This is a genomic window from Pontibacter vulgaris (genome assembly GCF_022758145.1).
Lineage (GTDB): Bacteria > Bacteroidota > Bacteroidia > Cytophagales > Hymenobacteraceae > Pontibacter > Pontibacter vulgaris.
On sequence record NZ_JAJVDH010000005.1, the window covers coordinates 314,505 to 337,966 of the forward strand.

At 42.9% G+C, this 23,462-nt stretch carries 15 protein-coding genes; 4 read left to right on the top strand and 11 right to left on the bottom strand.

Features of this window, described 5'->3' with window-relative positions; all coding sequences use genetic code 11:
- The first annotated feature begins 125 nt into the window (after positions 1-125).
- The 3 genes from LWP20_RS13785 (at position 126) to LWP20_RS13795 (ending at position 5,641) form a co-directional block, all read left to right on the top strand.
- Positions 126-1,193, top strand: coding sequence for an NAD-dependent epimerase (locus tag LWP20_RS13785; protein WP_242928737.1), 1,068 nt, complete (start codon positions 126-128; stop codon positions 1,191-1,193).
- Between the two features lie 155 nt (positions 1,194-1,348).
- Positions 1,349-2,767 (top strand): Ig-like domain-containing protein, encoded by a 1,419-nt coding sequence (locus tag LWP20_RS13790; RefSeq protein WP_242928738.1) that lies wholly within the window; start codon positions 1,349-1,351, stop codon positions 2,765-2,767.
- A 264-nt stretch (positions 2,768-3,031) separates the two neighbouring features.
- Positions 3,032-5,641: an Ig-like domain-containing protein gene (locus LWP20_RS13795; RefSeq protein ID WP_242928739.1), complete on the top strand. Its 2,610-nt coding sequence runs from the start codon at positions 3,032-3,034 to the stop codon at positions 5,639-5,641.
- Between the two features lie 38 nt (positions 5,642-5,679).
- On the opposite strand, the gene LWP20_RS13800 is transcribed toward LWP20_RS13795, so the two are convergent.
- The 3 genes from LWP20_RS13800 to LWP20_RS13810 all read right to left on the bottom strand — a co-directional run bounded on the left by LWP20_RS13800 (position 5,680) and on the right by LWP20_RS13810 (position 8,642).
- Positions 5,680-5,841 carry a hypothetical protein gene (locus tag LWP20_RS13800; RefSeq protein ID WP_242928740.1) on the bottom strand — a complete coding sequence of 54 codons (162 nt, stop codon included), beginning with the start codon at positions 5,839-5,841 and terminating at the stop codon, positions 5,680-5,682.
- A gap of 155 nt (positions 5,842-5,996) precedes the next feature.
- Positions 5,997-7,160 (bottom strand): alginate O-acetyltransferase AlgX-related protein, encoded by a 1,164-nt coding sequence (locus LWP20_RS13805; protein WP_242928741.1) that lies wholly within the window; start codon positions 7,158-7,160, stop codon positions 5,997-5,999.
- Between the two features lie 12 nt (positions 7,161-7,172).
- Entirely contained in the window at positions 7,173-8,642 is a 1,470-nt protein-coding gene (locus LWP20_RS13810) for an MBOAT family O-acyltransferase (protein WP_242928742.1), read from the bottom strand.
- A 530-nt stretch (positions 8,643-9,172) separates the two neighbouring features.
- On the opposite strand from LWP20_RS13810, the gene LWP20_RS13815 reads away from it, so the two are divergent.
- A complete protein-coding gene (locus LWP20_RS13815; protein WP_242928743.1) occupies positions 9,173-11,521 on the top strand; it encodes a LamG-like jellyroll fold domain-containing protein in 2,349 nt (782 codons plus the stop codon).
- Between the two features lie 79 nt (positions 11,522-11,600).
- Here the strand turns inward: LWP20_RS13815 and LWP20_RS13820 are convergent, their stop codons facing one another.
- The 8 genes from LWP20_RS13820 to LWP20_RS13855 all read right to left on the bottom strand — a co-directional run bounded on the left by LWP20_RS13820 (position 11,601) and on the right by LWP20_RS13855 (position 23,443).
- Complete coding sequence (locus LWP20_RS13820; RefSeq protein ID WP_242928744.1) at positions 11,601-12,728, bottom strand: glycosyltransferase family 4 protein; 1,128 nt, start codon at positions 12,726-12,728, stop codon at positions 11,601-11,603.
- A gap of 47 nt (positions 12,729-12,775) precedes the next feature.
- Positions 12,776-14,017 (bottom strand): glycosyltransferase family 61 protein, encoded by a 1,242-nt coding sequence (locus LWP20_RS13825; protein WP_242928745.1) that lies wholly within the window; start codon positions 14,015-14,017, stop codon positions 12,776-12,778.
- Positions 14,018-14,293: 276 nt separating this feature from the next.
- Complete coding sequence (locus LWP20_RS13830; protein WP_242928746.1) at positions 14,294-16,537, bottom strand: T9SS type A sorting domain-containing protein; 2,244 nt, start codon at positions 16,535-16,537, stop codon at positions 14,294-14,296.
- Positions 16,538-17,222: 685 nt separating this feature from the next.
- On the bottom strand, positions 17,223-18,764 hold the full coding sequence (locus LWP20_RS13835; RefSeq protein WP_242928747.1) for a hypothetical protein: 1,542 nt from the start codon (positions 18,762-18,764) through the stop codon (positions 17,223-17,225).
- Between the two features lies 1 nt (position 18,765).
- Positions 18,766-20,031 (bottom strand): glycosyltransferase family 4 protein, encoded by a 1,266-nt coding sequence (locus LWP20_RS13840; protein ID WP_242928748.1) that lies wholly within the window; start codon positions 20,029-20,031, stop codon positions 18,766-18,768.
- A gap of 23 nt (positions 20,032-20,054) precedes the next feature.
- Complete coding sequence (locus LWP20_RS13845; RefSeq protein WP_242928749.1) at positions 20,055-20,903, bottom strand: glycosyltransferase family 2 protein; 849 nt, start codon at positions 20,901-20,903, stop codon at positions 20,055-20,057.
- A gap of 1 nt (position 20,904) precedes the next feature.
- Positions 20,905-22,227: an O-antigen ligase family protein gene (locus LWP20_RS13850; RefSeq protein ID WP_242928750.1), complete on the bottom strand. Its 1,323-nt coding sequence runs from the start codon at positions 22,225-22,227 to the stop codon at positions 20,905-20,907.
- Positions 22,228-22,297: 70 nt separating this feature from the next.
- Positions 22,298-23,443, bottom strand: a complete 1,146-nt coding sequence (locus LWP20_RS13855; RefSeq protein ID WP_242928751.1) for a glycosyltransferase — start codon at positions 23,441-23,443, stop codon at positions 22,298-22,300.
- Positions 23,444-23,462 lie beyond the last annotated feature (19 nt).

Sequence of the window (23,462 nt, forward strand, 5' to 3'; positions counted from 1 at the left end):
AAAATAACCGTAAGCAGGAGCAGTGAACGCGGCTTTATACCTGATTGATGCTCCTTCTTTTATCTAATTAATTTCTGGTGCGCAAAGCGTTTTTCTGCAGGGCACCTGTCTCAACAAACTGAAATATGGCAAAAGTATTACTTACTGGAAATGCTGGGTTTATCGGAATGCATATGGCGCTCCGACTGGCAAAAGAAGGGTATGAAGTAGTCGGTATTGATAATATAAACGAGTACTACGATATTAACCTGAAGTATGCGCGCCTGCGCGAACAAGGTATAGAAAAAGAACAGATTGAGTACGGTGCCATGGTAAACGGCCAGAGCGGGATCCGCTTTATGAAGCTGAATCTGGAAGACCGTGAAATAATGGCTCAGCTTTTCCAGGACCAGAAGTTTGACTATGTGGTGCACCTGGCTGCACAGGCCGGCGTTCGTTACTCAATCGAAAACCCACATGCCTACATCAACAGCAACATTACAGGCTTTCTGAACATACTGGAGTGCTGCCGTACGCACCCGGTGCGTAACCTGCTGTATGCCTCAAGTTCTTCGGTTTATGGCTTAAATGCTGCCGTACCATTCCGCGAGGAAGACGGTACAGAGCACCCGGTTTCGCTTTACGCTGCTACTAAAAAGGCCAACGAAATGATGGCGCACTCTTATGCACATGTGCACCAGATTCCGGTTACAGGCCTGCGTTTCTTTACAGTATATGGTCCGTGGGGACGGCCAGATATGGCGCTCTTCAAGTTTACGAAGAACATTATGGAAGGCAAGCCGATAGATGTTTACAACTATGGCCGTATGCAACGCGATTTTACGTATGTAGATGACATCGTAGACGGGATTTTTAACCTGCTGGATGTAGTGCCGCAAAAACAGGAAGTTTTGCCTGGTATCCCGCTTAAAACCGATGAAAGCAGTGCACCTTATGCAATTTACAATATTGGTAACAGCCAGCCGGTAAAGCTGCTGGATTTTGTAAAAGCAATTGAAGCATCGCTTGAGAAGCAAGCCATACTTAACCTTATTCCGCTGCAGCCCGGCGATGTAACCACTACCTACGCTGCTATGGATAAACTAAAAGAAAAAACAAATTATGCCCCATCTACTCCGCTGCAGGAGGGTACGCGCAAATTTGTGGAGTGGTACCTGCTGCATTACCACAAGGAGCTGGTTTACGAAGGATAAGCAAAATTTGCCCGCTTGTATTTGCAGGTAGCTTTGCCCGAAAGTGCTGTATACTTTCAGGCAATCTGATAAATTTCAAAGATAATTTCAGGGTGAAAGCTGTACCATTTTTAAGTAGCCTGCTCCCTGAAATCCATTAATCCGCAGATCCATTTATGAAAAAATATTTTGCAGTGCTAGGTATGACTTTGCTGTTTTCGGCTGGCCTTACCACTTCAGCAACGCCTATACATAGAGATCTTGCTGTTGCTGAACACAGCGCAGTAAATAGCACAAACAATAATCCGGAAGCCTTCATTTTCAGTAGTGTGGCTGCACCTGCCGTTACGCTGACTTCGCCGAAGATCGGTGCCGTACTAGACCAGAACAGCGCCATTACACTTACTGCAGATGCCAGCAATGAAAGCGGAAGTATAAGTAAGGTGGAGTTTTATGCCAACAATGCAAAAGTAGGAGAAGATAACACCAGTCCTTACAGCGTTTCCTGGAGCGCTGCATCTGCCGGTGACTTTACGCTTACCGCCAAAGCTTATGATAACTCGGGGGCTAGCACTACATCGTCGCCGGTAAAAATATCTGTGTTAGAATGGGGGCAGAAAATTGTACGTATTCTCCCACTTGGCAACTCCATTACGTTTGATAGCCGTACCGATGATACCCGAAACGATGGGGACAAACGCTCATACCGCTACAAATTATCTCAACAACTAAAGCAGGCTGGTTATAGCGTCGATTTTGTAGGAAGCCGCTATAGTGGTTATAATTTCTTTGCCGATGCCAACAATGGCGGTATACCTGGCATACGCGACGACCAAGTGGCGCGCATGCTGGCTACAGGTTTTAACGCCCGCGATGGCGTACAGGAAACACCGGGCCCTTATCTTGAATCTTATCCGGCAGATATTATTTTACTACATATCGGTACTAACCAGGTAAACGAAAGCCCTGCTGATGTAGAAAGCATACTGAATGAGATTGACAAGTATGAGGCATCGAGTAAAACAAGTATAACCGTAATTCTGGCGCAAATTATTAACAGGGTATCTGGGGCAGAGAAGGAGATAACATCCGCTTTTAACCGCAACATTAAAGCCATGGCCGAAGCCCGTATAGCCAAAGGCGATAAAATTGTGATTGTGGATATGGAAAAGGGTGCCGGCTTTGTATATGAACTGGAACCGAACGGGGATATGGCCGATAACCTGCACCCGAACACGGTAGGGTATGATAAAATGGCAAATGTATGGTTTGCAGCACTTAAAAATGTATTGGGTAAGCCAACTGGTATTTCAGACCCTAACTCATCTGAAAACCTGGCCGACCTGAGTGTGTTTCCTAATCCGTTTCAGAACGAGCTGAATATCATGCTGAAAGGCATCCAGAACAGTGCAGCCGAACTTGAATTGTATGATATGAATGGCAGGAGAGTAGCCGAGCTATTTAAAGGGGATCTTACACCAGGTCAGACCATTGAACTAAAGTATAATACCAGTGGGCTGGCAAGCGGAATGTACTTTGCAAAGCTGAAAACCGAAAAAGGGATGCTTACACGAAAGCTTGTATTGCAGCGCTAAACAGACTTCATTTATAAATAGCTTCAGAAACAATGTTGGAAGTAAAACGATATTTTCAACCATAAGTATAAAAACCACACATCAGGTTAAAAATCTGGTGTGTGGTTTATTTTTTAGCCCCTTTCTCACGTAGGTTATACTTCACCCTGGTAGCCTTTTCATCAAAAATTGTTTTGCATTAGCCCAATGCTGATGCCCTCTTTTATTTGCGCTGGCTGCGCAGCAAATACGTATTTATACTTTACAAATCTTTACAAACAAGCTATGAGAAAACTATACTTACTGATAAAGGAAAGCTTTATTTTAGGCTTTCTACTTTTTAGCACAATCAATGCTCAAGCCGCTGCAGGCGATCTTTACCGGGCTATAAACCTGAACGGCGAAGTCCTTACCATAGACGGCGAAGCCTGGGAAAGCAGGTCTGCTGCCAACCTTACGTATACCGGGCGCGCTTTCGAAAATCAAACTATAGTTCTGAATCCTGCTACTGATGCAGCCCGTGCCAAAATGATACGTTCTTCTGTTTGGGAGCGTAACGGAATTCTTAAGGTTTCGCTGGCTGCCATGCCCAACGCATCTTATGATGTATACATTTATACCTGGGAGGATAATGCTGCCGAAAACTATAGTTTATACTTAGAAGGAAAAAAGATTATAGACCGAAACAGTGGCAGTGCCGGTAGTTGGGCCAAACTCGGGCCTTACCGCGTAGACCTCACAGATGGGACTCTGAACATTACTACTTCCGGTGGCGCCGTAAATCTTTCAGGTTTGGAAATACGCCATGCCGGCTCAGATGCATCACCAAATATATTGCCTTCGGTTTCTGTAACTGCACCAACTGCAGGTGGTGTTTTTAACCTCGGAACTTCTGTAAATTTCAGCGCTAATGCATCAGACAGCGATGGGAGTATTGCCAAAGTTGAGTTTTTAGTGAATGGCAGTAAAATTGGAGAGGATGTAACCAGCCCATATACTATAAACTGGAGTGCCAGCACGGTAGGCGATTATTCCCTTACGGCAAAAGCTACGGATAACAATGGCGGCGCTACCGTTGCGGAGCCGGTGAGGGTTTCTATACTTGCAGGTGGCAAAAAGATAATGCGAATTCTGCCACTGGGCAACTCCATCACATACGACGAAATTTCGCTCGATAAAACCAATCCGCGCCCGACCGGCGACCGCCTCTCGTACAGGTATAAATTGTGGCAACTGCTGCGTGGAGGCAACTATAGCTTTGATTTTGTAGGTAACCGTTACAGCGGCTATAATTACTTCCCGGATGCCAACAATGCCGGTATGCCCGGAATAAATGCAGGCCAGACGGTGCGCGTATTGCAGGATGGTTACAACTCCCAGAAAGGCATACAGGAAGCTCCGGGCCCTTACTTAGAATATTATCCAGCCGATATTATACTCTTACACATTGGTGTAAACGATATCAACAAAACAGATGAGGCTACCGCAATTGCCAATGTTGGGAAAATACTGGATGAAATAGATAAATATGAGCAGGAACATAATACTGTTGTTACGGTTGTGCTGGCCAAAATCATTAACCGGGTGCCTGTTATAAGTGCTGTTACCAGTTTTAACAACAAGCTGACTAATCTTGCCAATACGCGTATAGCGCAAGGCGATAAAATCGTACTGATTGATCTGGAGAATGGTGCAGGACTAAATTACAAGTTGCAATCTGATGGCGGCGACATGGTTGATGCCCTGCACCCGGCACCAAGTGGTTATGAGAAAATGGCAAATGTCTGGTTCAGTGCCCTGAAAGGTATACTGGATGACGGTACACAATCTGCTCCTGTAATTACTTCTTCGCCGGTAACAACTGCACAGGTCGGCCAAAATTATAGTTATGATGTGAATGCATCGGGTAATCCTACGCCAACTTATACTTTAGTTACCAGCCCATCAGGTATGCAAATTAATGCAACCAGCGGTTTGGTAACCTGGAGCCCCACTCAAGCAGGAGACTATAATGTGGTTGTTGAAGCAAAGAATACAGTGGGCGCTGTTCGGCAGTCGTTTACAGTAAAAGTAACTTCCACTACAACCGCTTGTACCGCCTCCGGCACCATCGTACGCGAAATGTGGACGGGAATTACAGGTTATGATATTGCCAGCATCCCGGTTAATTCTGCGCCAACCAGCACCCTGGAGCTGACCTCGCTGGCCTCGCCGCTGCACGTGGGCGATAACTATGGCAGCCGCATGCGGGGGTATTTGTGTGCCCCGGCCACAGGCAATTATACTTTCTGGGCCGCCGGCGATAATGCCGTGGAAGTATGGATCAGCTCGGATGCCAGCCCGGCCAACAAGCGCCGCATCATTGCTTTTACAGGCTCCACCCTCAGCCGCGAATGGACCAAGTATCCTGAGCAGCAGTCGGGGTTGGTAGCCCTGGAAGCAAACAAGCGCTATTACATCGAAGTGCTGCACAAGGAAGCAACCGGCGGCGACCATGTAGCTGTAGGCTGGCGAATGCCAAACGGAACCCTGGAAAGACCTATTGGTGGTAACAGGCTTTCGCCTTACGAGGCAAGTATGAGTAGTAGCTTACCGCAATCTCAAATGGCGCTTACAAACGAACCGAAAACGACCGAAACGCTATTCAGCCTGTTTCCTAACCCAGCTGAAACAGAAGTGAACTTCGAAATAAGCGCTGCTAAAAATGAGAACGTTACGTTGCAACTGCTTAACATGAATGGAAAAGTAGTTGAGACAATTTTTACCGGTGAGTTGGAGGCAAATACATCAAAATCATTTACGCTGAATTCTGCCAGCCTGCCCGGCGGTATGTATATTGCCAGGCTTAAAACCGAAAGCAAAGTGCAGGTTATAAAGTTGCTGCTAAATAAGTAAGGTATTAATTGCCGGAAGTATAAAAGGGCAGAGCGGCTTTAATGCGGCTCTGCCCTTTTATTGTTTAGCAGGTAATAGATTTCTATCTTGATCTTTGCTGGTTTTAAAGATAGGTTAATGCCTGCTTTATACTTTCTGGTAATATACATGAGATGATCTGAAGTATAAACTGGCCTGATCTGTACTTTGTGGGAATGCATGAACTGGCTCTATACTTTAAGAAGCTGATTCGGCTTTACACTTATCCGCATTTTCAGTTTATACTTCTGATTCTCTGTTAACAGGTAAAAAAAATCTCCCTGCCATGCCCCGAAGGGAATAACAAGGAGATTAAGTTAAGGGTTATAGTTTGGGGTTAGTTGCTGCTTTCCAGGTCTTTGTTGTTGCTGCTCATTAGCAACGTTTCGCCGTCATCTGTTTTGGTTTTAACTTTCAGGTCATTGAGGTAGCTGGTCAGAATTTCAGCTGTAATATTCACACCATTCTCGTTCCAGTGGTTGTCGTCTTTAGGATACAACGGAATTTTATACTTGATGTAGGCCTGGTAAAACGGCTCCTGCAAATCAACTACATTAACCTTGCGGCGCTGTAGCTCTGCAATAAGCTGTGGCAGGAAATTAGGCTTGGTTTGAGAAGGTAAAAGCTGGTAGTAAATGTTCTCTTTGTTAGGTACGGGCAGAAATACGAATTTCATACCGCGTTTTTCCACAGCTTTGGCATAGCCTTCTATAATTGAAGCAGTACGCTTAATTTCTTCTTCACTCACAGGTTTGTTGGCCTGTTCGCCATGCAAAAACAGTTCGCCGTTGTATACATTGTACTCTTTTTGCTCAAAAGCACGATCTAAGCTGGCACGCACATAATGGTACATCGACCACTTTGTGATACGGTCCATGGTAACGACTGCCTTGGTAAGCAGTGGGCTTTCGTTAATAATGGGGCCAACTTCTGCTTTAAAAATTTCCTCTATGTTATGCTCATTAACCGGAGGCAGGTCAAGTATACGGCGCTCTGTTCTTGAAAAGATAACTACTTCAGGAGGGGTTTCTTTAAAACGTTTTGAGGCCAGGAATTTATCCAAGAAAACAGGGTCGGCGGGAGCAAAGGAGTACACCTTTTTGTGCAAGCGCCGCTCCAAGCTTTCCGACAATAACTCATCCTGTGTAAGGGCAGCACCGGCAATATAAGAATCGCCGATCAGTACTACTTCAGGCGGTGTGTTGGCATCCCTGTTTCTGAAACCATACTTATCAGTGATCCAGTGCTCTAGCTGTGGTACTGCATACTGCGAGTGGGGTGCAATTTCGCCGGCTGCTACTTTTTGCACATCCATGCCCGGGTAAAAAGGCCCTGTCATTACTTTTACATTTTGTACCGAAAGCGTTTCCCAGGGTCTGAAAGTGAAATAGTCAATTGGAAGTATAAAGATCTCTACAACAATGCATAGCACGAATGGTAGTAATAGCAATCCAAGCTTCCCAAACATTTTTTTTACTTCGTGTTTCTTAGCTTTATGCATGGTATCTGTTAATTAAAACTGGAAGTAAATAAACTGGCCTTCGCCAAAATGGCCCAACAATAAAACAACTGCGACTACAGCATAGTATAGCGACCAGCGCTGCCATACCGGCTTTTGATTTACCATGGCTCTTACGCTGCCCTGGCGTTGGATAAGGTGCACCCACTCCATAAAAATTACGGAAAGCACCCCGATGTAGAATACTTTCGGGTTAGTATCCAGGAAAACCAGGTGGCGCAAATCTCCGGAGAATACCTCTGAAATATTTCCGATTCCTGCAAAGGCGTTGTATACGATGTAGTTGGCATCTGCCAGGCTGTTGGCTCTGAAATATACCCAGGCAATGCAAACCAGCACAAACACCGTTGCCACCTGTAGTACTTTGTAAATTGTCGGGCTGGCTGTGAGGCCAAGGCTATTAGCCAGGCTGTTTCTGAAGTCTTTTGTTAAATAGCCGAAAATCTGATAGAAGCCGTGCAGGGCACCCCATACTATAAATGTCCAGCTGGCGCCGTGCCACAGGCCACTGACCATAAACACAATAAAGATGTTGTAATACCAGCGCCACTTAGTCACACGGCTACCGCCTAGCGGAATGTAGAGGTAATCTCTAAACCAAGTGCCTAATGAAATGTGCCAGCGGGTCCAGAATTCTGCAATTGTTTTAGAGAAGTATGGCCGGTTAAAGTTTTTCATGAGCGTGAAGCCCATTACCTGTGCCGATCCGATAGCTATATCAGAGTAACCTGAGAAGTCGCAGTAGATCTGGAAAGCAAAGAATATTGTGGCTATTACAAGCGAAATACCAGTATACTCGGTTGGGTTATTGTATACCTGGTCTACCATAATAGCCAGGTTATCTGCAATTACTATCTTCTTAAAAAAGCCCCAGGCCATTAGCTGCAGGCCGGCCACCACGCGGGCATAGTCAAAATACTGGCGCTCATGAAATTGGTGCAGAATATTCTGTGGTCTTTCGATCGGTCCGGCAACCAGCTGGGGGTAAAACATTACGTAAAGCGCATAAATACCAAAATGTCTTTCTGCTTTCTGGTGGCCGCGGTATACTTCAAAAGTATAGCTCATGGCCTGGAAAGTATGGAAAGAAAGCCCGATAGGCAGCAAAATGGTCAGGTATGGTATCGGGTTTTCAACGCCAAATACATCGCCCAACGATGTAATGTTATCGTTAAGGAAGTTATAGTATTTGAAGATAGCCAGCACACCGATGTTGGCTATCAGGCTGGCAATAAGGTATTTTTTCTTCTCTTTCTGGGTCTTGCTGTTTTCCAGGAAAATGCCCGCATAATAATCTATAACGATCGTGAAAAATAAGATCAGGATATATACAGGCTTGAAGAACATGTAAAACAGGCAGCTGGCTGCCAGCAACAGCGCCCATCTGAACCGGTGCGGCAGCAGAAAGAACAGCAGCGTAACTACCGGAAAAAAGAACAGGAATTCGATAGAGTTAAAAAGCATTCGATATAAAAAAAGTTAAGGGTTAGAACTTGATTAGAAATTCTTCATGTAAACCACCACGTATAATTTCTTGGTACAATAGATTTGGCCCGTTTGTGCTTCTAATACAGCTTTGGCTTCTGCGGCAGGTTAACTGTTTTACCGTTGCTAAACTGTTAAGCAGCGTAATCAAACCATGTTTCTAATAATTCATCTGTTGTTCAGGAGAGTTTTATTCTATAACAAGTAACGCTTACTGCTAATTTTTGTAAATGTTCTGCCTGTTATATAGGTCATTCTTAATGTTAGTATACTTGAGTTCTTTTTTAAGGTTTTATGAGGGGATGAATCTTTTTTAAGAAGGATAAATGCGATGCAACAGAATCCTGATAAACAGGTATATAGAGTAGTAAAAATGAATAAAAAATCTCCTGTCAGTTTGCATTAAAAATTTATGTAAACTCTTCCACAACCTATTCATGCATTAAGCTGTATTAATATGCTATAGGTTCTATATATCTATACTTGTGTTTTCCGGTAATCAATTTTATATGAAAAAAATCTACAGAAGGCGCTTTGCTTCTATAGTAATGTTTGCAGGTTATCTGTTGTTGCCTTCATTTGTTTTTGCACAAACTTCGGAAGGTAATTTATGCCAGGAGGGGATCATAAATAAATGGCATTTAGATGAATCTGCCGGTAATAACTACCGCACTTCTTACTCATTAAACCATGCTGTCGCTTTGGCTCCGCTAACTCCTGTAGAAGGTGTTATAAACGGTGCACAAGCTTTTGACGGAACAGCCAGCGCCATAGATATTCGGGATGATGGCAAGTTTGACTGGAGTACCAACTCCAGTTTTTCGATTGGTTTCTGGATGAAGCATGATAAGCCCTTGCGCGGCAATGGTGGCGAAGGTGGCAACGAAGTTATTATAGGCCGCACCGACCAGACAGGTTATGCAGGCAGGCGATTACACTGGTGGGTTGGCATTGATGCTACGAACGCAGGCAAAGGCGCAGCCCGTTTTGAGTTGCGGGACAACAAGCGCGAAGGCGTTTCGATTGTAGGAACAACGCCGCTTAATGATGGCAAATGGCATTATATTGTAGCAGTACGCGAACCCAACACCAAAAAGAATATACTTTATGTGGATGGTGTAAAAGAAGCGGAAGCTGAATTCGCATACACAGCTGACTTTAAAGCAAACGACCTTCCCATAAATGTAGGTTGGTTAAACCTGACAGGGAAATTTTACTACCAGGGTGCACTAGATGAGCTAACGTATCATCGTAATCCGCTTACAGCAGCTCAGGTAGCGGCTAACTATAATAATGGTTCAGGTATAAATTGCCAGGTAGCTCCTATACTTTTATCGCAACCACAGGTACTTACAAATAAAGGACAGGTATACCAGTATAAAGTTGATGCTGCCGGCCAGCCCGAAGTATCTTATTCGCTTCTGAATGCACCTTCGGGCATGTCAATAGATGGCAAATCAGGTGCTATTACCTGGCTACCTAATGCAGAGGGTAAGTATAATGTTACAGTTCAAGTTTCTAATGCAGTTGGCGCTGTGGAGCAGGCATACGAACTACAGGTGCTTGATCCTAAGACATGTGCCACGGAAATTACCCACTACTGGAATTTTGAAGAAACCGGGGGTAGTACATATGCCAATGTTCATTCGGCTACACAAGCAACTGCAAATGGAGCTGTTGCCCCAACAAAAGGTATACTTGGTGGCGCGCAACGGTTCAATGGCTCTGGCAGCGCATTGGATGTTGCAGATGATAACGCTTTCGACTGGAGTAATAGCAGCAACTTTACGATAGGTTTATGGATCAGGAAAGATGGCGCTATGGGTACAAAAGGGGTTAACTCCAATGAGGTGCTTGTAGGCCGCAACGACCCATCTAACAAAGCCGGTAACGATCTGCACTGGTGGATTGGCTTAGATGCAGCTGGCACAGTGCCCGGCGCAGTTCGTTTTGAGCTGCGTGATAATAACCGCTATGGTATAGGTATAACAGGCGTAAAGCCGTTAAACGATGGCAAATGGCATTATATAGTAGCTATGCGAGATGGGAAATCCAATAAGAATATACTTTATGTGGATGGTGTAAAAGAAGCGGAAGCGGATATTGAATATACCAGTGGCTTTGATGCTGTGGATAAGGCCATCAACATCGGCTGGCTGAATCTGCCCAATAAGTTTTACTTCAACGGTGAAATGGATGAGGTAATGTTATACTCTAATACTATTTCAGAGCAGTTGGTCAAGAAGCAGTATAATAATGGCCTGGCTGGTATCAATAGCTGTAACCAGGAAGTATCGCCTGTAGAACTTGTTATGTTTACCGCTACGCTGGTGAAAAACAAAGTAGAGCTGAAGTGGAAGACAAACAAAGAGGTGAACAATGATGAGTTCATTATTGAAAGATCCTCAGACGGGGAAACATTTACAGAGATTGGGCGGGTTAAAGCTGCCGGCAATTCAAATGTAGCTGTTAACTACGAGCATGTTGATCCGCAGCCAGTTAAAGGCTTAAACTATTACAGACTAAAACAAACTGAAATAGATGGCACCTTTACTTATTCAGATATTGTGCAAGTGCGTTATGGTATAGAAGATTCAGGTCTTGTATTTGTTTACCCAAACCCGAACCAGGGCAAAAATATTAAAATATCGCTTGAAGGAGCAGGTATAAATGAAAAGGTAACGGTTACGATTTTTGACATGTGGGGTAAAAAGCTGTTTGAAAAGGAGTATACTTCGGATGGTGCTGGAAGAATTACGGAAGAGCTCATTTTTAATCATAACCTTTCAGGTGGCATGTATACAGTTGGTTTCAATTCAGCAACTCTTAAGAAGTATAGAAAGCTGGTAGTGCAGTAAACTGCCAGGGTACTACTATAAAAACAGAAAGGCCGGATGTAATTTGCATCCGGCCTTTCTGTTTTATAATAAAGTATGGCTAATTCTGGCTAAGGCACTGCAGTATACCTTGCGAAAAATTAGCTACCATCTTATCCACCGTATAGTTTGCAGCTGCTTCCTGGCAGCCTTGTACAAGTTTTTCTCTTAGCACATTATCTTTAAACACTTTGATAACGGTAGCTGCATAGCTTTCCAAATTGTTTTCCGAAATAAGCCCGTTTATGCCATGTTGCAGGTATTCTATTTCAGGGCTATGGAAAGGAAAGTCTGTCGTGATCATGGGTGTTTGCAGTGAAAAAGAGTCCAGAACGGCCAAACCTACTAAGCCCGGCATCAGGAAAGCAGAAGCCAGTTTAAAGTACTTAACGCGCTCTAGTCCGAATTTTGGACCAAGGTAGTGTACCCAGTTCCGGGATTTTGCAGCTTCCTGTACTAAAGCCACATCTATACCTGATCCAAGTATGATCAACTCAAAATCAGGTATCTGTTTCCGGATCAGGTCGCAGGCATCGATAAGGAAGTTTATGCGTTTTTCTTTGTAGATGCCCCCGCAGTAAATTGCCACATTAGCGGAGTTTATGTTCAGCTCTTTTTTTATAGCATCGAGCTCTGCTTTTGAAGTATCTGCATAAGCTTTGCTAAGTGCCTGGGTATCTATAGCGTTCTGTACGCAGGTTATATTTGTCTCCGGGTAGGCATTTTGCAACAAGTATTGCTTTACATTGTTTGTGTAGGCAAACCACCAGTTACATTGGTTCAGGTAAAACGATTTAAACTTATTGCCTACAGCAGCCGGGTCAGACTGGCGGTTAAAACCATGGCCCCAAAAAGCAAATTTGCGGGGTGTAAACAAACGCTGAAACGAAAGCAGGTAATTGATCAGAAGCTTATTTGCTTGTTCTGCAATTACCAGGTCAGAATGTTTAAGGTGCCCCAGGCAAGGTTGCCAGTATAGTTCCGTTGAGCCGATCCTGAAGATTTTATTCGGTACACATATACCCCAGTCAAGCTCAGCTTCATCGCCTTTTAATGCATCGCGTTTATTCCTTTTGCCATAAATGAGATTAAGCTCTACGTTATTCTCGTAGAGCTTATCCCGTAATTTATTATAAAATTCAAGTCTGTACTTTGGTAATGCTTTTTGTATGATGGTAACCTTTTTCATTTTATGAATTCTCTCATTCCTGCAAATCACTTTTTGAGTGTTTGCACTCATGCAACTGCTTTTACCTTGGAAGTTAATCGGTTTAAACGTGTTTTAAGCTCCTGTATGTCAACTGTTATGTTATCAGTCAATCCCTTCTTCATGTTATCAGCCTTTTTAGGGCTTTTGCAAATCAGGAATTCATAATCGAGCCCGATAGAGCGTGCAATATTATAGTATATAGGATGAACAAAGCTCTCGGAAAACACTTCTAACAACTTAGCTCCTTTTTGTGCGAAGAAAAGGTTGTTAAGTCCTGCGCCACTGGCAGATACAATTACTTCGGCATTGGCAAAAAGTGCGATTTTCTCCTCGAAAGATAGTTTGCTTAGCTCAAAAGACTCGAAGCCCATAGGTCGCAACACATCCATTACTTCGTCTTCGTTGGTAACTGTGCGTAGCCTGGAGTCGCGTCTGCTGATATAGATATAGCGCGGATATTCTTTTTTGCTGGAAACCAGTGGCAAAATGGTATTGCGGTAGAAAAGCGGCATCCAGTCAGGTACAAGTATACTTCGCATTCCTCTTGGGTGAGAGCAAGTTATCAGGTTGTCGGTTTGCAAGTGTAGGTGGTTATAGCCTACAATTACTTTGCTGGCATCTATACCTAATAAGGCAAGCGAATCACGCTGGTAATCGAATACATAATTAGGAACCAGGAACCAGTCTACTTTATCGAACCAGCCACTTTCTTTTAATAAATGCAATCTTGAATAAGAGTCCAGAAGCCAATGGCCATAGTTATGAACGGCGCCACCACCTGCCAGCATGTTAAAAACGGTGCCTTTGTAATAAGTAGGCTTGTCAAAATAAGCTAGTTCAAATATTTTGTTTTCGTGTGGTTGCGTCAGCCTTGATATGTTGTACTGAAACGACATGTCGGCAACCAGCCTGTTATCCGGGGTTATAACTGCAACCGTATCAATGTTGTTTGTATACAGTCTGCCGTGTGGTATAGATAATACGGCATAGTTGTTTTTTACAGTCAGGGTTGATTCTTTGCCATGAGAGGGCGAATCATAGTTTGCAAAAGAAGAAAGAGCCTGGTAAAGTTCCTCCGGCACACTGAGGCTGGTAGTTAATTCAGGGTATACTTCTACATATTCAGAGCCTTTGAAGCGAGTGGAGTTAACAAACTCTCTTGACGTATAGTAAATGCCGCAAGGTTTATAAAAGTAATTTTTCTTGATGAATTTCCTGAGCGTATCAGTTAGCCGTCGTTTAGCTTTTTGTAAAAATGTCTTTTTCATAGTTACTATGAAATTTGAGGATTAGAAGTGATAGGGTAACTGTAAGTGATTTCTGTTATACTTGCTCTCATCTTCAGACTAGTATTTGTTACTATAGTCTCAACTATACTTACAGCAAAATCAATAAATACATTTACTATTTTTAATATATTTTGTTCCCTGCCAAGCGACACTTTTTTATACTTTCATTAAAAAAACAATCCCTGTTCTGGTTGGCTACATAAAAAAGAAAAGGCCCAGCTAATTGCCGGGCCTTTTCTTTTAAGTAATATATAATTACTGCTTATACATTTTTACTTGTTGCTCTTTGCCGTCAGCAAATACCATCTTGAGTAAGTATGTGCCTTTTGGCAGGTTTGAGCTTGCAAGGTCAAAGTCAAATCTTCTGGCTTTGTCCGCTTTTATCTGAGCCTCTTCGTAAACCGTGCGGCCTGCTTTGTTAGTGATGCTTACTTCTTTCAAATCACTTGTGGTAGCTGGTATTTGAACCGCAATTTTAGAAGTAAACGGATTTGGGTAAACCTGAATATCTGTAACAACGTCGCCCTGAGTAGCTGCTGTTTCGGTTGAGGCAATGGATGTAGTAGTAGTAACTACTCGTATCTCTATACCTGAAAGGTTAACGGCGCCACCTGCTGTTGTCAGGTTCAGCGTGCCATCTGACATGTCTACGCGGTATGGACCATGTTTCTTCCACTTTCCGGCAGTACCACTTGTGAAATCAAGTACCTTTTTACCTTCCAGGCTAATGCTGAAAGCTTCTGAAGCATTATCTTCCCAAGTATAGAAGAATACATCGTACTGGCCTTTTGGCATCGAAGCTACATTTACTTTCAGAGCACCATTACGCTCCCAGATTGATGAACGTATCATGGTAGAACGAGCTGCATCAGTTGACGGATTTAATGCGACAGTCTGATTTTCGAATGAACGGCCAGAATATGTAACGTTAGCTGCAGCTTTGCTTTCGAATGCTATACCATCAATCGTTTGCGCAGTACCGTTAAAGTTAATAGCACGGTACAGTTTGCTTGAGGTAGTCGTTGTTGGCGCAGTGGTAGTAGTGGTAGTAGTTGTGGTGGTAGGCGCAGTTGTTGTTGTTGTTGTTGTTGGTGCAGTGGTAGTAGTTGTAGTAGCTATAGTACCAGAAGTAATTCCGCTATAAGGATTTACTTTGCCTTCCATCTGACCAAACATGAACAATACACCTGGGTATGCTGCACCTGCACCTGACCATGGGTGGTTTGCACCTTGAGAAGCCGGGCTTGAAGGATACTGACGAGTACCACCGTTTCTGCGGGTATAAGCACCTGTTAGGTATGAGCTTTTATAGTAAACGTTAGGTTGTGAGAACCAAACATCATTTACTGCCTGCCATGTACCATTTACGCCATCAATTAGCAAGCTAGAGCTGGTAGTTGAAGAAGTAGAGGCATAACGCTTATAAGTACCATCCATGTGTTTAGCAATGTTTTCAAGAACTAAACGAATGTTCTTCTGGCCACCAGCTGAAGTATAAGCGCCTTTAGAAGTTGTAAAGTTCATCAGTTCTGTATCGCCAGTTCTTGCTAATGCATCAGCTACTTCTGCTGCATCTGTTGCTACAGTAGTAGCATAGTTCCAGCCTTTATCGGCAAATGAGCTTTCCCAACGCTCGAAATCACTGATTGTGCCATCCGGGAATACACCGAACATTAGCCACTCACGCACATAAGCTTTTGCGCTGCTTATAAGAGTCGTGTTTTTGGTAAGAACACCTGCAAGGCCATAAAAGCGCATGATAGTGCTGCGGCGGTTGTTATAGTACTTATGAATACTATAAACCTTATAACCATTGTAGTGAGTAACATCGCTGGATGTTTGGCTTGTGTTTTTAAGAGTATAGTCGCCGGCAGCCTTATTAACATAAAGCTTTGCCAGGTCAGCATCCTGGTTCCGCTGGAAGAAAAGACCAGCATTACGGATCCAGGCCTCAACCTTATCGCGCTCAGCAGTTGTCATTGTACTTTTCACATAATCGTATGTAAACGCTACACGTAATGCCCATTCAGCAATAATAAAGCCTGGGTTTACGTCATGCAATACATTATCGCACCATCGTGAACGATTTGAAAAGTCTGTTCCTGATTTAGAAACCTGGTTCAACAAGGCTTTCTTAGCAGCATCAGCATACTTTGTATTCTGTGTTATAAGATAAGCAAAAGCTGCATCACGCATAAGTATACCTTGCTTATGCGGTTCCGTTTTTGCCCACTGTTGCACACATCCGGATCCATCAGGTCCGTTCCATACATCTGTAGAAGGAAGGCTTAATGCCTGATTTGCGTTGGAAAGAATTCGGTTCCAATCACCTGGCGAGTTTGTGCCGGCATCGCCTGCACTTTTATAAGGACCAGAATTGGCGCGTTGACGCCAAATGGTAAGTTCCTCAGCAGTGTAATGAAGTCCTAAGCGCGTTTGGGCACTTAAGTTTAAAATGGTAACTAAAAAGAAACCTAGGGCTAAAAGTGAATTTCTCATAAACGTTATATTTTGTTTATGTTAAAAATTGATTTCGATTCAAAAATATGTGAAAAAAATGGATGGACAATAAAATTTTCTCAATTTCTTTGAAAATTACTACAACTTATTTAAATTGTGTTCGTAGGTATTTGACTTTTTAGAGAGGGATGTAGTGATCCTGTATCTTTTAGTTGTTCTATTGATGGAGTTATTGGAATGGAGATAATGGATATTTTTTGTTGTTTAAGCGTCTGTTAATCAACGTCTTGCGATTAATATAATTGATGATAGGTAAATAGCGTTATAGGTTTAGTTTTATTAGTCAGGGTAGGTGGTGGAGAGGTTATAACAACAGGCGAATTGAATAAATTAAATATATGCTATTATTTATATTTACAAAGTTTATAGTTGCTTTGTGAATTTGGCTGGTGCTTATGTAAATGATTGTGCTGTTAAAGTTATACTTATTGATGTATTTTGTGATTAATTGTTATTGTGGAAAAATGCAATTAATTATGAAGTGTGCCAGTTCTGGTATGGCAAAGAGTATGTATTTTGGGCATGTTTAACTTACATAAACCCTCTTGTGTAAGAGGCAACGGGTTTGAAGCTAAATTATTGAATACCAAGCCAAAAAAAATAAACCCGGAGTTATACTTGACTGATACTCTCAAAATCAAGTTTCAAATAGAAGGGCAATTATTTACTTTAAGAGTTGAGAAGTCTGGAGAGAGTGGATAGTTTGGCGGGATAGTGGGTAGGGCCATACTTGTTTTTCCATTTGACCGAACATGAACAAAACACCAGGATAGACTGATCCGGCTCCAGACCATGGGTGGTTGGCACCCTGAGAAGCTGGTTTCCGGGGATATTCACTCAGCTTTTTATGTTTTCTTGTATAAAGGTTAGTAAGTGCAACGTCTTCATAGAACAGGTTTATCTGAGCAAACCAAGTATCATTAACAGCCTCCCATGTGCCGTTTTTACCATCAATCAATTTACTGTTATCCCCAACTACGGCTGCAGAATCAGTGGCATACCGCTTAAAGGTGCCATTAACGTGGCTAATCAAATTGTTAAGAACCAGCTTTATACTTTTATTTTCTCCTTCCGAGCCCAATACACCTCCAGCTGTAGTATACTGTAATAGCGCAGCATCTCCTGTTCTTGCGAGAGCATCAGCAATTTCGGCCACATCACTTAAAACAGTAACCGCATAATTCCAGCCTTTATCCGGGAATTCAGGTGTCCAACGATTAAAATCGGCTATAGTACCATCAGGGAATACCCCGAACATCAGCCATTCGCGCACATATTTCTTTGCACTATTTATTAAAACAGGATCTTGTAACAATACTCCGGTCAAACCATAGAACCGCACAATTGAACTACGGCGGTTGTTATACCATGTATGAATGCTGTATACTTTATAGCCCCCGTAATGAGTTGTAGTAGTCGATTTGTTGTTTAAAGCTCGGGCATAATTACTCAACTTATAATTCTCATGCTCTCTGTTTATATAAAGCTTGGTTAAATCAGAGTCTATATCGTGCTGAAAGTATAGAGCGGCATTGTGTAACCAGGTTTCTGTTTGCTCCCGCTCAGATTCGGACATGTACGCTTTAATATAATCGTAGGTGAACAAAACTCTCGTAAGCCATTCTGCTACTATGAAACCCGGGTTAACATCATGAAGAATATTGGGGCACCAACGCAAACTATCTGAAAAGTTAGTAGCAGGCAGTTTTATTTGCTGCAAAAGTGCGTGTTTAGCAGCATTTGCAAACTTAGGGTCTTGTGTGATCAGGTAAACAAAAGCAGCATCACGCATTAACATCCCTTCTTGCTGGGGCTCTTCTTTTGCATGCTGTTGCACACAATCATCGCCCTCTGGGCCAGCCCACACATCAGATTCAGGATTATTCAAAAGCAGTTCTGCATTTGTATAGATTCGTTTCCAATCGCCGGGAGAGTTAATGCCAGCATCGCCGGGACTTTTATAAGGCCCGGTTTTAGCGCGTTTGCGCCAGATAGTTAATTCTTCCGGAGAGTAATGCAGGCCATAACCCTTTAACATGGCCGGAACAGGAATGTGTTTTTTACCTTGAGCTGATGTAGTAGTCTGTTCTGGTATTGCCTTTGGCTTCTTCTCAAGCGTAGTAATATTATTTTGTGAACTACTGCACATACCGGCAAAAGTCAGAATCAGAAGTGTAAAAATATGGCGGTGGAGATAAAGCAGCATATTATACTTTCCTGATTAAACAATCGGGCGTGATGGTCTTTGATTGGGGAAGTATTGCCTGGTTATCTAACTTGCTGTATAACAGTTTTACCTTTTCAGACCATACTTGCCCGGAAGCAAATTTGTAACCACTGCGGCCCAACTTATTTCTGAGATCGTGTTGGTGATATAGTCTTTCTATTGCCTTGGATATAAGTGATACTGTTAACTCAGGCTTGTTAACTGGTATCTTAATGCCTGCACCATCTGGTACCAGGTTTCTTGCTCCATGCAAATCCAGGGTTATGACAGGTAAGCCAAATGCCATGGCTTCTAATAGCTGTGCGGCAGAAGAATCGCGGAGGCTACAGAATAAGAAGATGTCATGTGTTAAGTAGGCCTCTTTCATTTTATCCCACGGTACATGCCCCTGCCAATGTACTTTTCCTTGCAGGTTATACTTTTTGATCCAGCCTGGTATGTATTTACGCATTGGGCCATCACCCAAAATGGTAAGCGTAAAATCTATAGCCGAATCTACTTTTGAAAGTGCATCTAACACCAACGATAATCCTTTGCGTGCCAGCAGCCTACCGGCCCAAAGAATTTTCAGCGTTTTGCCAGCAGGTCTTTCGGGGTAATTCAGAGGTATAAATTCAGATGGGAGGTTTGTATCTAAGAACAGGGTAGGAGCTGCCGCGCCAAGCTGTTTTGCTAAAGTTAGTGTATCAGAGTTGGTAACAAGTACTTCCTGTGCCAGCTCCAGTGTCTGCTTAACATTGGGATTAAATCTGGTGAGAAGTTTACTGGTATAATTTCTCTGCAACTCTAAGAACCAGCCGTTATGGAAATACTGCTTATAGGCAGTGGGTGCCATCTGGCCTCCTCCTACAGGGCCGAATATTAAAGGCAGATTAAGGCGCCATAAAGGTGTAGCTAACTGTAAACTACCCCATGTAACATGGTGCACCAGATCAAAATCAATTATTCTGCATAATTTCTTGGCGCGTTTCAAAGCAAGCCTTTGCCAGATCAGGTAGTATAAGTATAAGCCCGGTTGAGTTTTATATAAAAGCCTGACCAGCGGGGAGGTGCTGATATACTCAAAATGAATGTTCTTCAGCCCTAAGCTGGCTACCTCTTTTTCTATACTTTTTTTACCATTAATGCATGTTAGGCACCATACTTCATGCCCAAGCATGGCCACATTAATGGCCCAGTTCCAGCCATTGCCTGGCTCAGAGCCACGATTGGGTTCGCATGCATAGGCTGAAATAAGTACTTTCATGAAGAATCAGGCACCTGAATGTTCTATTTTAAAAGGTAACCAAAAATGCGCTTGGCATATCCCTGAAGTAGATACGAAGGAACATAATGCGGAGGACAATGTCTGAAAGTATACTTTGTGAAGTTAACCAGATTGCCTCCTCCTTTTATGCCAAATAGATGCTGGTAGTAATTGTTTATGGTTTTTTTACGGCGGTTGTTACGATCTCCGCTTTCTTCAGGATAAGTATAAAGTATAGCATCGTAGTTGCAGTAAACCGGAAAGCCTTTTCTGTCTGCTCTTTGTGTAAAGTCGTAATCCGCGTAATAATGCGGAAACTCAATCTCATCGAACAAACCTACTTTTGCAAATACAGCTGCTGGTATCAGGAGCCCTCTGCCCGGGAAATGTGTTACCCGATGCAAGCCCTGGCGCTGCTCCTGTGGTAATACATCAAGTAAACTTGTCATACTACACTTTTGCCAGTTTATAAGAGCACCACCATAACATGGCTGCTGGTTTTTTGCATCAAAAGCGAAAGCACCTAGCAGAGCATTGGGTGTAGTGGCAGCATGTTTTCTCAGATTTTCAATAAATTGCTCATGCGCCAGTACATCGTTGTTCAGCGTAAGCACATAGTCTGCGCCCTCAGTTAAAGCTTTGCGGATACCCAGGTTTACAGATGCTGTCCACCATAAATTACCGCTTCCGGTAATTACATCCACCTCCGGAAATTCTTCAGCAAGCATATTGGCCGTGCCATCTGTAGAGCCATCATCTATAATAATGGTCTTGAAGTATGTATCGGTTTGCTTGCGCAGCGAAAGCAGGCAGGCTTTAGTATACTCTTTACGATTGAAAACAGGTATAACGATGTAAATAGATTTTTCCATATTAAGTAAGAATCTCAGAATAATTTGAGACAGTTTTTTTCTCGTTTAATTGCTTTTTTTGCTGTGCAGTTAATTCAGGCTCTTCGTCAGTTTCTTCAGCATTAGGTTCGTATTCTGTAAAAGCAAGGGCCATTCCTATTATGCCGTAGTAGTAAAACGGCCAGTTGTAAGAAAGTCCGTATGCAAAACCACTTACTACGAAAACCAACAAAGTTATCTGCTCCGGAGAAAGGCTTTTTAAACGCAGGTATTTTATGATAATATATATTGAAGGCACACTGATGATAATGAAACCAAACAGGCCAAAGTAAAATAACTTATCGAGGTAAAAGCTGTGAAAGTGGTGGCCGGTGCCATCTTCAAAGTAAGCAATATCTGCGTCCTCGCTGTAAAACTGAATTGGGAGTTCGAAGCCTGCGAACCGCATACCAAAGATTGGGTTCTGTTCTACAAAGGGCATATACGACTGAAACTGCTGATAACGCCATCCGCCCGTTCCCTGCGATTCATAGTTCTGAATATCGGATACACGGTTAAAGAACTGGGTTATTACCTCCGGACGCTCCGAAAGCACGAACAGGAAAATTGCCATACCAACCATAGCCGGGAAAACTACCAGCGAAAGCCTTGCTGTTACAGACGGCCGCACAGGCGATTTATAGTAAACAAACAAAACGCTCACCACCAAAGAGATTGTGGTGCAAACCCATACCGTGCGGTGCTGCAAGAAAAGTATAAAGCCTAGCATGACAAAGAAAAGCACCAGATGCAGCGGCCGCTCTTTTACGAGGTACTTGTTAAAGAAATAAATACAAGGTAGCATGATAAGGTAAGTACTGCCAGCTTGTATGGCCCGCTCAGTCTGCACAAATGCACCCAGCGTAAGATACTCCCGTTTATACAACAGGATATTCAGGAAGAAACCTACAACAATAAAATAAGCGATATTTCTGAGTTGCTGTGGCTCCGGCTTACTGAAAAACATTCCGGCCATAAAAACCAGGAACAGGCACATGATCTTGGAAAAAACGTGCGGATAAACCAGGAAGCTGCCGTAAACGAAAAAGGATTCTACTACCAGGGCAAAGAAATAGAGGTAAGCAATCATCATCCAGTATTGGATGAACGGGGTAAAAAGCCCGAAAAGCAAAATGGAAACGGCTACAGCAATCACTGCCAGATACTTTTCAGGTGTTGGCAACGGCGATGGTTCTCCTCCAGTAATCAGATCAAAGTATAAATAGTCTGTTAAAAAAAGCAGAAGTATAAATACCAGATAAGTATACTTGGTTGAGATCGTAAGATTTCCGTAGGTTATCTTCATGATGTATACAAGCTGCCTGCGCGTTGATGCTGTGTTGTTAAACTCACACTATCTACGCGCAGGCGTCATGTTAGTTATTCAGGTAAATATTAAGCAGCTTGTGGAGTGAGTTGCTTCTGGAGAATTTGTTTTGGAAATACTGGAATGCTTTCTCTTTCCAATCTGTAATGGTGCCGTCCTGTTTCTTTTTATACACATCAAGTATGGCCTCATCAAAACGCTCGGTCTTATGGTTTAGCCAGTAACCGTAGGTATCCTTTTCTGCCGCAGGCTTGAAATCATTCATGCCGTGGCCGCTATAAAGTATAACTGGCAGCTTGCAGGCAATTGCCTCAATAATTACGTCGCCTAATCCTTCCCATTTAGATGAGAAAATGAAAGCGTCTGCAGCCCAGAATACTTTCGGCAAGTCTTCTATATAGCCCAGGAATTTCACGTTTTCTGCAATGCCTAACTCTTCAACATAACGTTTTTCCTGCTCGGCGTTTGGTCCGCTGCCTCTGTGCAGAAATACAATATTCGGGATCTGGTCTTTTACGCGTTTTACAGCCTCGAAAATATCGTTGTGGCATTTTTTGTCGTTGCAGGTACCAACTGTCAGCACTACAAAAGCATCGGGTGCAATGCCAAATTCTGCGCGGGCTTTTACAATTTCTTCCGGAAGTGGTGGTCTGAACTTGGTCTCATCAATCCAGTTATAAACGATAGCTGTATCGTTCTTCAGCATCTCCTTCTCTATCTTATGCACCGACTCGCCAATAGAAACGCCTGTTACGCCAAAGTATTTGTTACAGATCATGCGCTGGTATTCCCGGCTCTTTTTCTGAATGGAGCTATACTTGTCAAAAACATCGTGGTAGGTGCGCACGATCTTCAGGTTTGGATTGGCCAGCTTTGTAGAAATACACTTCCAGAAGTATAGCATTTCAGGATGAATGTGGACCACATCAAATTTATTAGACCGGAAGAATTGGTACATATCTACCAGGAAGCCTATACTTTTGGTAGCAGGAATAAAATGGATGATATAGCCTTTTTCTTCCAGTACTTGCTTGTAAGGCCCTAATGCGGTACCGTTGCAAAGAATGTGCTGCTCAAAACCTTTTTCTTCAAAAAAATCATAAGCATCATATAGCATAACTTCCGCTCCTGAATAATTCAGGTTATTCAGAACATGCAGTAGTTTGGTTTGTGTTCGGGTAATTGTATTAGCCATAAATTTATTCTTGAAAGGG